Annotated in this window: 9 protein-coding genes; 1 reads left to right on the plus strand and 8 read right to left on the minus strand. The window is 39.5% G+C overall.

Going from position 1 to position 15,384, the window contains the following annotated elements; genetic code table 11:
• Positions 1–12 precede the first annotated feature (12 nt).
• Positions 13–2,223, minus strand: a complete 2,211-nt coding sequence (locus CRO15_RS11600) for a bifunctional alpha,alpha-trehalose-phosphate synthase (UDP-forming)/trehalose-phosphatase (protein ID WP_097045983.1) — start codon at positions 2,221–2,223, stop codon at positions 13–15.
• A gap of 99 nt (positions 2,224–2,322) precedes the next feature.
• On the opposite strand from CRO15_RS11600, the gene CRO15_RS11605 reads away from it, so the two are divergent.
• Positions 2,323–4,122, plus strand: coding sequence for a glycoside hydrolase family 15 protein (locus CRO15_RS11605; RefSeq protein ID WP_097045984.1), 1,800 nt, complete (start codon positions 2,323–2,325; stop codon positions 4,120–4,122).
• On the opposite strand, the gene CRO15_RS11610 is transcribed toward CRO15_RS11605, so the two are convergent.
• The 7 genes from CRO15_RS11610 to CRO15_RS11640 all read right to left on the minus strand — a co-directional run bounded on the left by CRO15_RS11610 (position 4,115) and on the right by CRO15_RS11640 (position 15,350).
• Positions 4,115–5,551 (minus strand): pyridoxal phosphate-dependent decarboxylase family protein, encoded by a 1,437-nt coding sequence (locus tag CRO15_RS11610; RefSeq protein WP_097045985.1) that lies wholly within the window; start codon positions 5,549–5,551, stop codon positions 4,115–4,117. The two genes, CRO15_RS11605 and CRO15_RS11610, sit on opposite strands and share 8 nt — an antisense overlap.
• 104 nt (positions 5,552–5,655) lie before the next feature.
• Positions 5,656–7,467, minus strand: a complete 1,812-nt coding sequence (locus tag CRO15_RS11615) for an acyl-CoA dehydrogenase family protein (RefSeq protein WP_097045986.1) — start codon at positions 7,465–7,467, stop codon at positions 5,656–5,658.
• A gap of 14 nt (positions 7,468–7,481) precedes the next feature.
• Positions 7,482–8,672 carry an acetyl-CoA C-acyltransferase gene (locus CRO15_RS11620; RefSeq protein WP_097045987.1) on the minus strand — a complete coding sequence of 397 codons (1,191 nt, stop codon included), beginning with the start codon at positions 8,670–8,672 and terminating at the stop codon, positions 7,482–7,484.
• A 62-nt stretch (positions 8,673–8,734) separates the two neighbouring features.
• Positions 8,735–11,140 carry a 3-hydroxyacyl-CoA dehydrogenase/enoyl-CoA hydratase family protein gene (locus tag CRO15_RS11625; RefSeq protein WP_097045988.1) on the minus strand — a complete coding sequence of 802 codons (2,406 nt, stop codon included), beginning with the start codon at positions 11,138–11,140 and terminating at the stop codon, positions 8,735–8,737.
• A gap of 13 nt (positions 11,141–11,153) precedes the next feature.
• The gene (locus CRO15_RS11630; RefSeq protein ID WP_097045989.1) at positions 11,154–11,600 is read right to left on the minus strand and encodes a MarR family winged helix-turn-helix transcriptional regulator; all 447 of its coding nucleotides are present in this window, start codon (positions 11,598–11,600) and stop codon (positions 11,154–11,156) included.
• Between the two features lie 141 nt (positions 11,601–11,741).
• Positions 11,742–13,514, minus strand: a complete 1,773-nt coding sequence (locus CRO15_RS11635) for an AMP-dependent synthetase/ligase (RefSeq protein WP_097045990.1) — start codon at positions 13,512–13,514, stop codon at positions 11,742–11,744.
• 195 nt (positions 13,515–13,709) lie between these two features.
• Positions 13,710–15,350: a beta-N-acetylhexosaminidase gene (locus CRO15_RS11640; RefSeq protein WP_097045991.1), complete on the minus strand. Its 1,641-nt coding sequence runs from the start codon at positions 15,348–15,350 to the stop codon at positions 13,710–13,712.
• Positions 15,351–15,384 lie beyond the last annotated feature (34 nt).

Raw genomic sequence — 15,384 nt, forward strand, 5'->3', positions numbered from 1 at the left:
ATCTCCTAAGCATCATTTTTCTGTAAATGTTTTTAGAAGTTCCCTTACGCGCTTGGTATTTTCAACATGGTATTTAGCTTGGGTCTTTTTAAGCCCCACTTTAACGGTTACGGCAGAATCTGGAAGCTCTTGAAACATAAATTCATCAGTCCAATCGTCACCAATGGCAAAGACAAAATCGTAATCATCTTCTCCTAAAATACGAACGGAGGCCCGTCCTTTGTTCACATTACTGCTTTTAACTTCCATAACTTTGTTTCCGTTAAGGACGCTAATGTCATCATTACCAATAAGACTTGTCAATACCGTATTAAGTTCTGTGGCTCTTTTTTCACCAAAATCGGGGTCTGTGTTCCTGTAATGCCAGGCCATGGAATAGTTTTTTTCTTCAATGAAAGAGCCCGGAGTTCTGTCCACAAAAGATTCAAGAACCGGTTTGATCTTACCCATCCATTCATCCTTAACTTGTTCCAAGAGTTTAAATTCTTCCCCATTTCTGGATATCCAAACCCCATGCTCGACGATCATGTTGTATCCTTTGGGTAAAAACCATTTGGTAAAGGTTTGTTTGTCCCTTCCGCTGATAAGAAAAATAGTGGTGTTCTCTTGTTGATGTAGCTTATCCAAAAGGGCATAAAGTTCTTCGTCTGGTAAAGCTTTTTGAGGGTCTTTATGGAATCCGGCCAAAGTACCATCATAATCCAAAAACAATAATCTGTTTTTTGCTTTTGTATAGTCATTTCCAATTTCCTTTAGAATGGTATCAGATACTTTCTGCGAAATATTGGGATTTTCACCTTCACTTTTGCGGTTTAGGGCATTCATAAATTCATTGGCCCAGACCTCAACATTGTAGCGTTCCAATCTGTTTTGCAAGAACATATTGCGCGCAACCTGTTCTTCACGGGGCATTGTGATGGCTTTTTTTAAGGTATCTGCCTGTTGCTCGAAATTGTTTGGATTGATTAAAAGAGCTTCGTTCATTTCATAAGCAGAACCGGCCATTTCACTCAAAATCAAGACTCCAGTTTTATCTATACGGGTGGCGATGTATTCTTTAGCAACCAAATTCATACCGTCACGTAAAGGCGTCAACCAAGCTATGTCGCTGGAAGTATATAGGTCGATTAAATTCTCAAAAGGTAAGGAACGATAGAAATACCAAATAGGGGTCCAATTGACCGTTGATAATTCACCGTTGATCCTGCCCACCAATTCATCAATTTCTTTTTTGAGCAATTGATATTGTGGCACATTGGACCTTGATGGAACTGCGAGGATAATCAATCTGACTTTTTCCTTGTATTCTGGGTATTTGTTCAAAAAGTATTCATAGGCGTTGATTCTTTTGGCAATACCTTTACTATAATCCAATCGATCTATAGACAAGATGAGTTTGGTGTCTGGGGCCGATGCTTTGTGATTATCTAATTTTATTTGAAGATCACTGCGTTTTTCGTTTGTGTTCTTTTGATTAGAAACAGCAGCATCCTTAAACTTCTTGTAATCAATTCCCATAGGGAAAGAATCCACTTTTATGGTCCTGTGGTCCAAGTAAACATCGTTAAAACTTACCTCTAGACCCAGAAGTCTCCTTACTGAACTTAAAAAGTGCCTTTCATAATCATAGGTGTGAAAACCAATAAGGTCAGCACCCAAAAGGCCTCCCAATAGTTCTTCCCTCCACGGGAGCGTTCTAAAAATTTCATAAGAAGGAAAGGGGATGTGCAAAAAGAAACCGATTGAGGTGTTGGGACGTTTTTCCCTGACCATTTGAGGAACGAGCATCAATTGATAGTCATGTACCCAAATGGTATCACCTTCTTCAGATTTTTCTATAATGGCATCTGCAAATTTCTGATTTACGGCTTTATAAATGTTCCAAAACTCCAATTCAAATTCTGAATATTCCAAAAAGTAATGAAATAAAGGCCATATGGTTCTATTGCTAAACCCAAAATAGAATCCTTCAATATCCTTTTCTGTGAGGCCTACTTTAGCGCAACCATGCTTTTCTAGGGCTTTATCTATGTCAGCTTCTAGAGCTTTGGGAGTTTCCTCATCTGTAAGCCCAGACCATCCAATCCAAAGACTCTCACCACCACTGTGCACAGATTTCATTCCTGTGGCCAAACCACCAACGCTAGGGGTAGCAGTTAACCCGCCATCACTAATTTGCAGTTGAACAGGTAGTCTATTGGAAATAATTATAGTTTTACTCATGAAAGGTGGTTTTAGAACAAAAATGTAATAAAATTCCTATTTTTTCGATTTATAATAGGGTAAAACCTACAATAACCAACAGAAATATAAATCCTTATTATGGATAACCTAAATTACGGAATAATTGGAAACTGCAGAAGTGCTGCTTTAATATCAGATACGGGCTCTCTGGAATGGTGTTGCTTGCCACAGTTTGATTCAACTTCGGTATTTGCCAAATTATTGGACGATAAAAAAGGTGGTAGTTTTGAAATCCACACGAAATACAATTACGAAATACACCAAAAATACCATAGAAATACAGCGATTTTAGTGACACGTTATTCGGATGGGGAGAATACTTTTGAGGTGCATGATTTTATGCCGAGATACCATAAACTTACGGGAAAATACAATGCTCCGCCGGAGATTGTTCGCTATGTGAAGCATATCTCTGGGGCACCTAGATTTAGTGTCCTTTATGATCCCAAGTTGGAATATGCCCAAGGGAAGACAGCCCATCATATTAAAAAGAACTTTATAGTCAGTTTGACCAACAAACAAAAGTTTGACACGTTATTCCTTTATACTTCTTTCAACAAGAGACAAGTCTTGGAGGGCGAGGAAATTGTACTAAAAGAGGATGGGTATTTTTTGGTGTGTTATAATGAAAAGATTTTAAGACCAACCACGGAAAAAATGTCCCTGGAACTTGAACGAACCAAGATTTATTGGTTGGATTGGGTAGATAGGACGCCAACATACAAGCAGTTTAACGCTGAGATCATGCGGAGCGCCATTACTCTTAAATTACTTACCTACGACAAAACTGGTGCTGTGCTTGCCGCAGCAACTACGTCTTTGCCTGAGACTATTGGTGAGGTTCGTAACTGGGATTATCGGTTTTGCTGGATTAGGGATGCCTCTATGGTAATCAAAGTGATGTCCGAGTTAGGGCATAAGAATTCTGCGAGGAGATATTTGCAGTTTATTATTGATTTGATGCCTGATAAAGATGAAAAACTACAGATCATGTACGGTATCAACAGAGAGAAGGCACTTACGGAGAAGACGTTGGATCATTTGGATGGGTACAAAGGCTCAAAACCTGTCAGGATTGGAAATGCTGCATACAAGCAAAAGCAAAATGACATTTATGGTATTTTAATGGATGTTATTTACGAACAATTGGTAACGTTTGAGAATGATATTGAAAATGGTGAGGATTTATGGAGTATTACCAAAGGAATTGTTTGGATTGTAAATAAACACTGGAGAGAACCTGATAAGGGAATTTGGGAATTCAGGGGAGAGGACAGACATTTTACCTTTTCCAAAGTACTGTGCTGGGTGGCCATTGATCGGGCAATCAAGGTTGCCAAAATCTTTGGAAAGGAAAGAAAGATCAATGAATGGATGGATATTGAACAGGAAATAAAACAGGATATCCATGAGAATGCATGGAATGCCAATATCAATGCTTTTGTTCAGTCCTATGGGTCAAGCCATCTTGATGCCTCGGTACTGTTAATGGAATCCTATGGGTTCATTCAGGCAAAGGATCCAAAATTTGTTAGTACGGTACGTGCTATTGAAGAAGATTTGAACAACGATGGTTTGTTGTATCGCTATAAAAATGAGGACGACTTTGGATTGCCATCTTCCTCGTTTACGATATGTACTTTTTGGTTTATCAACAGTCTATTTAAAATAGGGGAAGAGGACAAAGCCTTAACTTATTTTGAACGTTTATTGGGGTACAGTAATCATCTTGGGCTTTTCAGCGAGGATATTGATTTTAAGAGCAAGCGCTTGTTGGGGAATTTTCCACAGGCCTATTCGCATTTGGCATTGATTGAATGCGCTATCAATTTCTCCAGAAAAAAGAGTGAGGAAAAAATACTGGAATCCATTAGCTGACCAGAAACTTTTCTGCACAGACTTCAATTTTATCCATGAGCAACTTTAAGTGTTCTATGGTTGTAAATGGATTCATCAAAGTGGTTCTGAGATAATGTATTCCATTCAATTTGGTCTGCACCAGATAAAATTCACCATCTTCCAACAACTCTTGTCTAATGGATTGATTTAACCTATTAGATTTTTCTAAGGATAAATCAGGAGTTACATATCTGAAACATAAAATGTTGGACATAGGCTCTATGGCCAATTCAAAGCTTTTATTGGCTTTGAGCACCTCGGCAAATTCTTTGGCTAAATCGTACAGAACGGTTACATTTTGGTCAAAAACTTCTTCCCCGTACATTTTTAAGAGTATGTACCAATGCAAACTCATCATACTTTTGGTGCACTCAAAGGTCCTTTTGCCCCCATTGTACCAATCTTCTTCATCTGTTTCTGTCAACAAATAATCAGCTTTTTGACTAAAGGTAGTATGCGAATGTTCACCATCCTTAAAAATAAGCGCTGTGGTAATGGTAGGCATCATCATCATTTTATGACCATCGATTACCACAGAATCTGAATTTTCTATTCCCTTTAGCAAATGACTGTATTTCTTTGAAAAAATGGCAGCCCCGCCATGAGCTCCATCTACATGGAACCAAAGGTTGTACTTTTCAGCAAAACGGGCAACAGTCTCCAAATCATCATAAATACCGGTTGCGGTGGAAGGTGCGCTGCCCACTACGGCAAATACTTGGATTCCGTTGTTCACTGCTTTTTGATAATACTCCTCAAGTTTTGAGTTATCCATGGCAAAATTCGAATCAACAGGTACTTTAATGATTCCTTGTTCGCCAAAACCCATGATTTTTGCGGCTCTGTCTACACAATAATGAGCTTCTTCACTCACCATAATTCCCAAAGGTTGGGTGTGTCCCTGGGTCCAAACATCCTGTTTTGCTTTGGCTTTTCGGGCTGCAAGTAGTGCAGTAAGATTTGCTAAGGTACCTCCTGAGGTAAGGATTCCTCTGGAACTTTCACCATATCCAATCTTTTGACCTAATAAATCGGTGGTAATTCGTTCCATTGCAGTGGGCGACATGCCCATTTCATACACCGCCATACCGTTGTTCAACAAAGAGCTGACCAAACCAGTAAGTGCGGTAATGGGTGCAGGGGGAGCGACTTGATGCCCAACATATTTTGGATTGTGGGTATGGGTAGTTCTTTTGAGGACCTCTTTCCAAAAATCGTTTTTGTCTCCATTCTTCAGAAAATCTTTCCAGAAATTCAATTCGTTATCCGGAAGATTCCAGTTAATGGTTTTTTGATTGGAGCCGGAAGTTGTATTGTGAACATGTTCTGCTAATAAATTGATAAGCTCTTGACCGGTTTCTCTAAAGCCTTCTGAAGTATATAATGAATCCAATGAATTTTTATGCATTGGATAAAGTTATGAGGTAACAATTAGGCTTCAAAATAATACACAAAAAAACCGCTCCCTGAGGAGCGGTTTCCAAAATTAGCTTTGTTTCAGCATCATTTGAATTAGTCAAAGGTATACCCATTATCCGCGGCTACTTTATCTGCAATTTGAGTGCGAAGTGCTACGACATTGGGTTGATTTATGTATTTCGTATAACGTTTTAGTCCCATTAGCATCATTCGTTGTTCATCTCCTTCGGCAAAAGAAACTATGGCTTCTTTTCCTTTTTGAATGATAATATCTACAGCCCTATATAAATATAGCTTGGATATTGCAATTTGTGTTTCTTGCGATTTTTCCCCAAACCTTTTGGCATTTTTCTCAGTGCGCAATATAGCGGATTCTGACAAATAAACCTGTATTAAAATATCAGAAGCAGACATGAGCAACATTTGGTGTTCTTCTAAACTGGGTCCAAACTTTTGGACGGCGCTACCAGCAATCATTAAGAACACCTTTTTTAAACGGGAGATCAAATCTTTTTCTTCCGAAAACAACTCTGAAAAATCTGGTGTATCAAAAGAAGGAATTCCCATTAATTCTTCTCCAACTGCGGTTGCGGGCCCTAACAGGTCTACATGACCCTTCATTGCTTTTTTGACCAACATGCCAACGGCCAACATTCTGTTAATTTCGTTGGTGCCTTCATAGATTCTGGAAATACGGGCATCTCTCCAAGCAGATTCCATAGGAGTATCTGCGCTAAAGCCCATTCCGCCAAAAATTTGGATACCCTCATCTGTAGTGTGCTGTACATGTTCTGAAACAGCCACCTTGAGAATGGAACATTCAATGGCATATTCTTCAACACCTTTTAGTTCGGCTTCTTGATGGGAATTTCCATCGGCTTCTCTGATGGCAATCCTATCCTCTATATTTTTTGCAGCTCTGTAACATGCAGATTCATCTACATAAGCATTGGCAGCCATATCGGCAATCTTTGCCTTGATAGCGCCAAAATTCATTATTGGTGTCTTAAACTGGATGCGCTCATTAGCATATTTAGTAGCTTCGGTCAGCACACGTCTTTGTGCTTCCAGGCATGCTGCTGCCAGTTTAATTCTGCCTACATTAAGGGCATTCATAGCAATTTTAAACCCATTTCCTCTTTCCGATAACATGTTTTCAACAGGAACCTTGGTCTCGTTAAAAAATACCTGACGGGTGGAGGAGGAGTGAATCCCCAATTTTTTCTCTTCATCACCTAAAGTGATGCCATTATCCGGGTCATTTTCAATAATAAATCCAGTAATGTTTTTATCGTCCTCAATTCTTGCAAAAACGATAAACAAGTTGCAGAATCCGGCATTGGAAATCCACATTTTTTGTCCTGTTATGCTATAATGTTTCCCATCCTTGGAAAGCACAGCCTTTGTTTTTCCTGAATTTGCATCGGAACCTGCACCTGGTTCTGTCAAACAATATGCTCCAAACCACTCACCAGATGCCAATTTAGGCACATACTTTTGTTTTTGCTCTTCGGTTCCATAAAGGGTTATGGGCATGGTGCCAATTCCTGTATGTGCTCCAAATGCGGTACTGAAGGATCCCGTGGCTCCAGAAATATAATCGCAGACCAGCATTGTGGATACAAATCCCATTCCCATTCCACCATAAGCTTCAGGAACGGCAACACTCAGCAGACCAAGTTCACCTGCTTTCCGCATGGTTTCTTCGGTATATGCGTAGTCTTTCTTCTCAAAACGTTCCCAATGAGCCCATAGCTCTCTATCAACAAACTCTTTGGTGCTCTCCCTCATCATTTTTTGCTCTTCGGTCAAATCTTCGAGCGTGAACACATCTTCACAATTGGTTTCTTTTACCAAGAATTGTCCGCCACGTAGGATGTTCTTATTTAGGGCTTCTGTACTCATAGCTTTGTTTTCTTCTAATTTAAAAATTCATAAATACCTGCGGCTCCTTGGCCTGTTCCAACACACATGGTTACCATACCATATTTGCCTTTCATATCTCTTTTGCGCATTTCATCAAAGAGTTGTACTGAGAGCTTTGCACCAGTACATCCTAAAGGATGTCCCAACGCTATTGCGCCTCCATTTACATTGACAATCTCCTGATCTAGCCCCAATTCTCTAATCACGGCCAAGGATTGTGATGCGAAGGCTTCATTCAATTCTATCAACTCAACATCATCTTGTTTCAGTCCAGCTTGTTTTAATGCTTTTGGAATAGCTTTTACAGGGCCTATTCCCATTATGCGTGGTTCTACTCCTGCTGCTGCATAGTTCACCATACGTGCAATGGGCTCTAGATTTAATTCCTTGACCATTTCTTCACTCATTACCATCACAAAGGCAGCACCATCACTCATTTGGGAAGAATTTCCAGCGGTAACACTTCCACCAGCTGCGAAAACCGGACGTAGTTTGTTCAATGTAGGGATATTAGTTCCTTTTCTTGGTCCTTCATCCTTATTTACCGTATAGGTCTTGGTTTCTTTTTTGCCAGCTTCGTTTACAAAGGTGTGCTCTACGTCAATAGGTACAATCTGATCTTGAAATCGATTTTCTTCTTGTGCTTTTAGGGCTTTCATGTGAGAACTGTACGCAAATACGTCTTGATCTTCCCTAGAAACATTGAATTGCTTTGCGACGGCCTCAGCTGTCAGACCCATGCCCCAATAATAGTCCTCATGGCCTTCTTTGGCAGTAGCATAATCTGGAGTGGGCTTATAACCACCCATAGGTATGTAGCTCATACTTTCTGAACCTCCTGCAATAATACAATCTGCCATTCCTGATTGAATTTTTGCGGTGGCAATACCGATAGTTTCCAGTCCAGATGCACAATAGCGGTTGACAGTTACGCCAGGAACATCATCAATGTTCAATCCCATCAACGAAATCAATCGGGCCATGTTCAATCCTTGTTCAGCTTCGGGCATTGCGTTTCCAACAATAACATCGTCGATGCGTTTCTTGTCCAGATTGGGCAATTCCTTCATCATATGTTCAATGGTCTCTGCAGCCAATTCATCCGGTCTTTTGAATCGGAATAAGCCACGAGGGGCTTTACCTACTGCTGTTCTATATGCTTTTACTATATATGCTGTTTTCATTTTTTAGATTATCGGATTTTTGGATTTTGGATAGTTGGACGAATAGTCAAAGAATCCAACATCTAATTTCTCAATGGTTTACCTGTTTTCAACATATGTTGGATACGCTCCAGTGTTTTTCTTTCGGTACATAGCGAAAGGAATGCTTCCCGTTCCAAATCCAAAAGATATTGTTCGGATACATAACTGGCTTCTGATAAATCACCGCCAGCCATGACATAGGCGAGCTTATCGGCAATTTTCTTGTCATGCTCAGAAATATAATGACCAGCTTCCATAGAATCGGTTCCCACCAAGAACATTCCCAAAGCTTGCTTTCCAAGTACTTTTACATCTTTACGTTTCATGGGCTTGGTATATCCAGCTTCAGCTATCAGCTTTGCATGGGCCTTGGCTGTAGCTATTTGTCGGTCTTTATTCACAACCACTACATCTTTTCCTTTTTGTAGGATACCCAAATCATAGGCTTCATAGGCTGAAGTTGAAACTTTAGCCATTCCAATGGTCAGGAAATATTCTTGTAACACATTAAGCTCTACATCATTTTTTCTGAAAGTATCAGATGCTCGTAGGGCCATTTCTTTAGACCCGCCACCACCAGGAATCACTCCAACTCCAAATTCTACCAAGCCAATATAACTTTCCGCCGCGGCTACTACCTTGTCGGCATGCAATGAAAGTTCACAACCACCACCCAAACACATACCATGAGGTGCAGAAATGGTGGGAATGGAGGAATAGCGCATGCGCATCATGGTATCTTGAAAATACTTAATGGCCATGTTCAGTTCATCATATTCCTGCTCAACGGCCATCATAAAGATCATTCCAATGTTGGCCCCGACTGAAAAGTTTGCGGCTTGATTGCCAACAACCAATCCTTGAAAATCTTTTTCGGCCAAATCAACAGCTTTGTTCAGACCAGCCAATACATCACCGCCAATGGTATTCATTTTGGATTGGAATTCTAGGTTGAGGATTCCGTCTCCCAAATCTTCAATGACAACACCACTATTTTTAAATACTTCGTTGGATTTTCTAATATTATCCAAAATAATGAAGGCGTCCTGACCTGGAACTTTTTCCAAGGTTTTTTTGGGAATGTCATAATAATAAGTTGCTCCATCTTTAACGGAATAGAAAGCATCTGTTCCTGATTCCTTCATTTCATTTACCCAAGAAGCTACTTCTAAATTTTCTGCCTTGATGAACTCTAGACCTTTTTCCAGCCCAACAGCATCCCAAATTTGGAAAGGTCCGTGTTCCCATCCAAAACCGGCTTTCATGGCATCATCTATTTTATAGAGCTCATCGGATATTTCTGGAATTCGATGTGAAACATAAGCAAATAGTGCCCCAAAGCTTTTTCGATAAAAGTCTCCTGCTTTGTCCTTACCAGATGTCAAGACAGAGAATCGGTCTACTACCTTATCAATAGTTTTTGTCAATTCTAAAGAGGCAAACTTGGCACTCTTCTTGGAACGGTAATCCAAAGTGTCCAAATCCAGCGTCAGGATTTCACTTTTGCCCTTGTCATCCTTGACCTTTTTGTAGAACCCTTGCCCAGATTTGCTACCCAACCATTTATTTTTAACCATGGTATTGATGAAATCCGGCAATTGGAAGAGTTCCAGTCGTTCATCATCTTTGCAATTTTCGTGGATTCCGTTGGCAACATGAACCAAAGTATCCAGTCCAACAACGTCCACAGTTCGGAAGGTGGCCGACTTTGGCCTTCCAATAACAGGACCCGTTAGCTTGTCTACTTCCTCAACGGTCATTCCTAAATCTTTAACAGCATGAAAAAGGCTTTGGATGCTGAAAATTCCGATTCGGTTACCGATAAAAGCAGGTGTGTCTTTAGCTAATACAGAAGTTTTTCCTAGATATTGCTCGCCATACCCGTTTAAAAAGTCCAATACTCCTGGAGAAGTGTTTGGTCCAGGAATGATTTCAAAAAGTTTTAGATACCTGGCGGGATTAAAAAAATGTGTTCCACAAAAGTGTTTTTGAAAGTCCTCACTTCTTCCTTCACTCATGAATTTAATAGGTATTCCAGAAGTGTTAGAAGTAATTAACGTGCCAGGTTTTCTGTGTTTTTCCAGATTCTCAAATACCTGCTTTTTGATATCCAGACGTTCTACCACTACTTCAATAATCCAATCAACTTCACCAACTTTGGCAATGTCATCCTCTAAATTACCGGCAGTGATTCTACCAGCAAATTTTTTATGATAAATAGGGGAGGGCTTGGATTTGAGAGCAGCGGCCAATGAATCATTGACCAATCGGTTGCGGACAGCTTTATTTTCGAGTGTCAGTCCCTTGGCTTTTTCCTTATCGTTAAGCTCTCGGGGAACTATATCCAATAACAAAACTTCGACACCAATATTGGCAAAGTGACAGGCTATGCCACTTCCCATAATACCTGAGCCGATAACGGCAACTTTGTTGATATGCCTTTTCATTTATGAGTTAGAATTAATTCGTTGTTTTTGTATATATTTTTTTGTCAACAATAAGTTTGTTGATGATTTCCGCGGTTTTAAAAAAACCTAATAAATCTTCTTCAGCAACATTCTCTTTCACCACTTCATTGAAGCGCAGTACCACATCCTTAGAATCCTTTCTTTTGTCCAATCCCAAGGCAGTTAAATGAATCAATACTCCTCGGCCGTCCTTTGGATTTGGTTTTCGTTGGATATAGCCTCTTTCCTCAATACTTTTCAAAATTCTTGAGAGACTTGTAGCTTCCATTCCCATTTTTGGCCCTAAAGCGGTACTGGGCGTGCCTTTTTTTGGGTCAATGCTTAAGAGTGTGAATCCAATTGCCATAGTAAGTCCATAATGCTTGGCCTCTTCATTGTACATTTTGCTTACGGCCTGCCAAGTGGCTCTTAATGCATAATCAATGGTCAACTCTTTCATGAATCTGGTTTGGTGTGATCAAATATACAAAAATTTATTATGCATGCATAATAAATTATGATTATTGCATTAATGAAAAAAGAAGACCCAAAAGTCAATTTTGAGTCTTCATAAAACTTGTTTGGAAAGTAGTGTACTATTTTAGTGACCGTAAATATTATTGTATAGGTCGAGGTATTTTTCCTTGATGATTTTCCTTCTGAGTTTCATTGTTGGAGTCATATGCCCGTCATCAATACTCCATACATCTGGGGTTAATCTAAACTGTTTTACTTTTTCCCATTTGGCAAAATCTTGATTTGCCAAATCTATTTCTTCTTGGATGCGGGCAATAACTTTTTCATTTAATATGATGTCTGAGTTTTCACCTAAAGTAATATTATGCCTTGTAGCCCATTCATACAAAAACTCAAAATTGGGTTGAATTAGTGCGGCAGGCATTTTCTCCCCTTCGCCAACCACCATAACCTGTTCTACGAAGCGAGATTGTTTAAACCGATTTTCCAAAAGCTGTGGAGCTACATATTTGCCTCCTGACGTTTTGAACATTTCTTTTTTACGGTCCGTAATCCTTAAAAAGCCTTCTGCATCAACTTCCCCAATATCTCCTGTATGAAAGTATCCGTCTTTAATCACTTCTGCAGTTTTTTCAGGATCTTTATAATAGCCCATCATTACTTGGGGTCCCTTTATACAAATTTCCCCATCTTCGGCTATTTTAACTTCTGTACGATCTATGGGCTTTCCAACAGTCCCTATTTTAAAACCGTTTTTACGCATGTCATTCACCGAAACTACAGGAGAGGTTTCAGTCAACCCATAACCTTCCATTACGCCCATTTCAGCTGCATTAAAAATACGGGCTAATCTTGGTTGTAAGGCTGCACTACCAGAGGCAATAAGTTTTAGGTTGCCGCCTAGACCTTCTTTCCATTTGCTAAAGATCAATTTTCTGGCTAAGGCCAATTTCTTTTCATACCACCAACCGTTTTTTCCATAAGGTTCAAACTTGAGTCCAATTTCAACCGCCCAAAAGAAAATACTTCGTTTTATACCACTAAGTTCGGAACCTTTAGCAATGATTTTGTCATATACTTTTTCCAATAAGCGCGGAACCGCGGTCATAACATGTGGTGTGGTCTCTTTAAGATTGTCACTTATGGTTTCAAGCGACTCTGCATAATAAATAGTTACACCTCTATATTGATATAGGTATATGAGCATTCGTTCATAAACATGGCAGAGTGGTAAAAAACTCAATGATTTGGTTTCTCCATCTACAATAGGAAACCTTTTTGAACTTTCTATGGCATTGCTCACCAAATTATTATGGGACAACATTACTCCTTTTGGCCTTCCTGTTGTGCCTGAAGTGTAGATTAAGGTTGCTAAATCCTCCGGTTTTACGGAATCCTTCAATTTTTCAACTTCATCTTGGTTTGAACTGTCAGCGCCGAGCTCAAGAACTTCTTTCCAGTTTTTACAATTACCAAGGCTATCAAAGGAATAAACATCTTTTAATTTTTTCAATTTTGAAGTTACTTCCAATACTTTTTCCAAAACCTCAGAACAAGAAACAAAACAGTATTTGGCTTCGGAATGATTGAGAACATATTCGTAATCCGAGGAGGATATGGTTGGATAAATTGGAACGTTTTGAGCGCCAATTTGTAAAATTCCTATATCCATAACGTTCCACTCCGTTCTGTTGGTCATAGAGATAACAGCAACTTTATCATTAGGTTTTATCCCCATTCTTAGGAGTGCACGACTGATGGTATTGGCTTGGTCAATATATGTTTTGGTGGAAGTGGCAATCCATTTGCCATCATATTTGGTCACCAACGATTTTTCAAGAGGGAATTTTTCCAATTGATAGTAAGGAAAATCAAAAAGTCGAGTTACTGTTTGCATAGTAAGTTTCTGTTAGGTAATTGCAAAATAGGGAAAGGAAGTCGGATTTTAAAATGGAAAATTCAATTGCCCCGCTCTTTATTTGAAAATCAATCAATTTTAAGGGAATAAAAAAGGCCTTCAATGTGAAGGCCCTTTTCGGTTGGTATTTATCAAAGATTGGATTAAAATCCCTGATTAAATTTTTGTTGATTTTTATTCTTCTAGAACTTTTGCATAGTTGATTCCTAATGTGTCCCATTCCTTTTGCTTGATTTCTAAGGCAGTTTTGAAACTTTTGAAATTTTTATTTTCAGGATTGGTCCAGCCTACTTCAGCATAGGCTGCAATTCTTGGAAAAGTCTGATGCTCCACATCTTTATTGGTGGGGGTCCATTCGCTCCACATTTGGCAACCAAGCCCATAAATGTTTTTATGGTATTGAGGTTCTAGGCCTTCAGGAATAGGGTTAAAACCATAAGCTTTTTCCAATGAAATGCTATTATAATTGTAATCAAGATAGGTGTTGCTGTGCAATGAGTTCACAATGCCATATCCTTTCTGGGCAGCCTCCGTAGCAAGATTGAGGTCACCCTTCCAAAAGTGGACAACCGTATTTTTGGCCAGTTCGGTCTCAGCTTCTTCATCATGCTTCTTTTCCTCAAAATCGCCATGTATGTTTTTTCCCATAATCTCGTTCCATCCCATCATGCGTCTTCCATGTTGCTCAATAAATTTCGAAATTTTGTTAGTGAACTGTATTTGGAGGTCGGCAGCAGTTTTTATGCCATGTTCCTTCATGTATTCCTGTACGTGTCTGGATTCATTCCAAACTTCATAGCCTACTTCATCACCGCCAATATGAACTACTTCCGAAGGAAAAAGCTCAAAAAGTTCCAGTAAAACATCCTTAACAAATTGCTCTACTTTGGGGTTGGTCACATCATAATTGTCGTAATGGCGACCAAATTTTACCGGGACATCAATATCCTTTCCAGCGGTACCAAGCCAGGTATATGCTGCAATGGCGGCGCTGCTGTGCCCAGGAATTTCAAATTCAGGAACAATGGTGATATGTCTTTCTGCGGCGTAGGCTACCAATTCCTTAATTTCTTCTTGGGAATAAAATCCACCATGAGGTTCACCGGATAATTTTCCACTTTTCCAGGTTCCAATTTCCGAATCTGTTCTAAAACTTCCTACTTTGGTTAGTTTGGGGTATTTTTTTATTTCGATGCGCCAGCCTGCATCATCTGTCAAATGCCAATGAAAAACGTTCATTTTGAGCGAAGCCATCTGATCCAATGTTTGCTTAACGAAATCCGCCCCATGAAAATAACGGGACTCATCGAGCATATAGGCCCGCCATCCAAAACGGGGAGCATCTTTAATGGTAATTGATGGAATTAACCATACAGATTCCTCAGTGTCTTTTGTCAACAACTGTTTTAATGTTTCAATTCCGTAGAAAAAACCAGAAGATGTACTTGCTGAAATATTGATTTTCTCGGGGTTGACATCCAGTTGGTAAGCGTCCTCCCCTAAAACTGGAATGTTGGTAAGTACAATATCTCCCTGCCCATTGTTGGAAACGGAGAGTTTCAATCCCGTTCGTTGAGTTATCTGATCGCTAAGTGCAGAAACCATACTTTCTGTTGCATTGTCTGAGAAACCAATGTCCATTCCATCCTTTAGGGCGAAGGAATTTTCGGATATTGTCACTTCGTTGGGTTGGGGCAGTAAGTTGATTTCATCTGAAGCAAAACTTCTATGTTTACGTACACACCCTGTGTTGAAAATTAACAAAATTGAGCCAAGGAATAGGATTCCCTTGGCAAAGCGATTTTTGGAATTCATTTTTTGGTTTTAAAATTTATTGGTCTCTAAAAAT

The sequence above is a fragment of the Flagellimonas pacifica genome, assembly GCF_900215465.1.
In the GTDB taxonomy this organism is placed as follows: Bacteria; Bacteroidota; Bacteroidia; order Flavobacteriales; family Flavobacteriaceae; genus Flagellimonas; species Flagellimonas pacifica.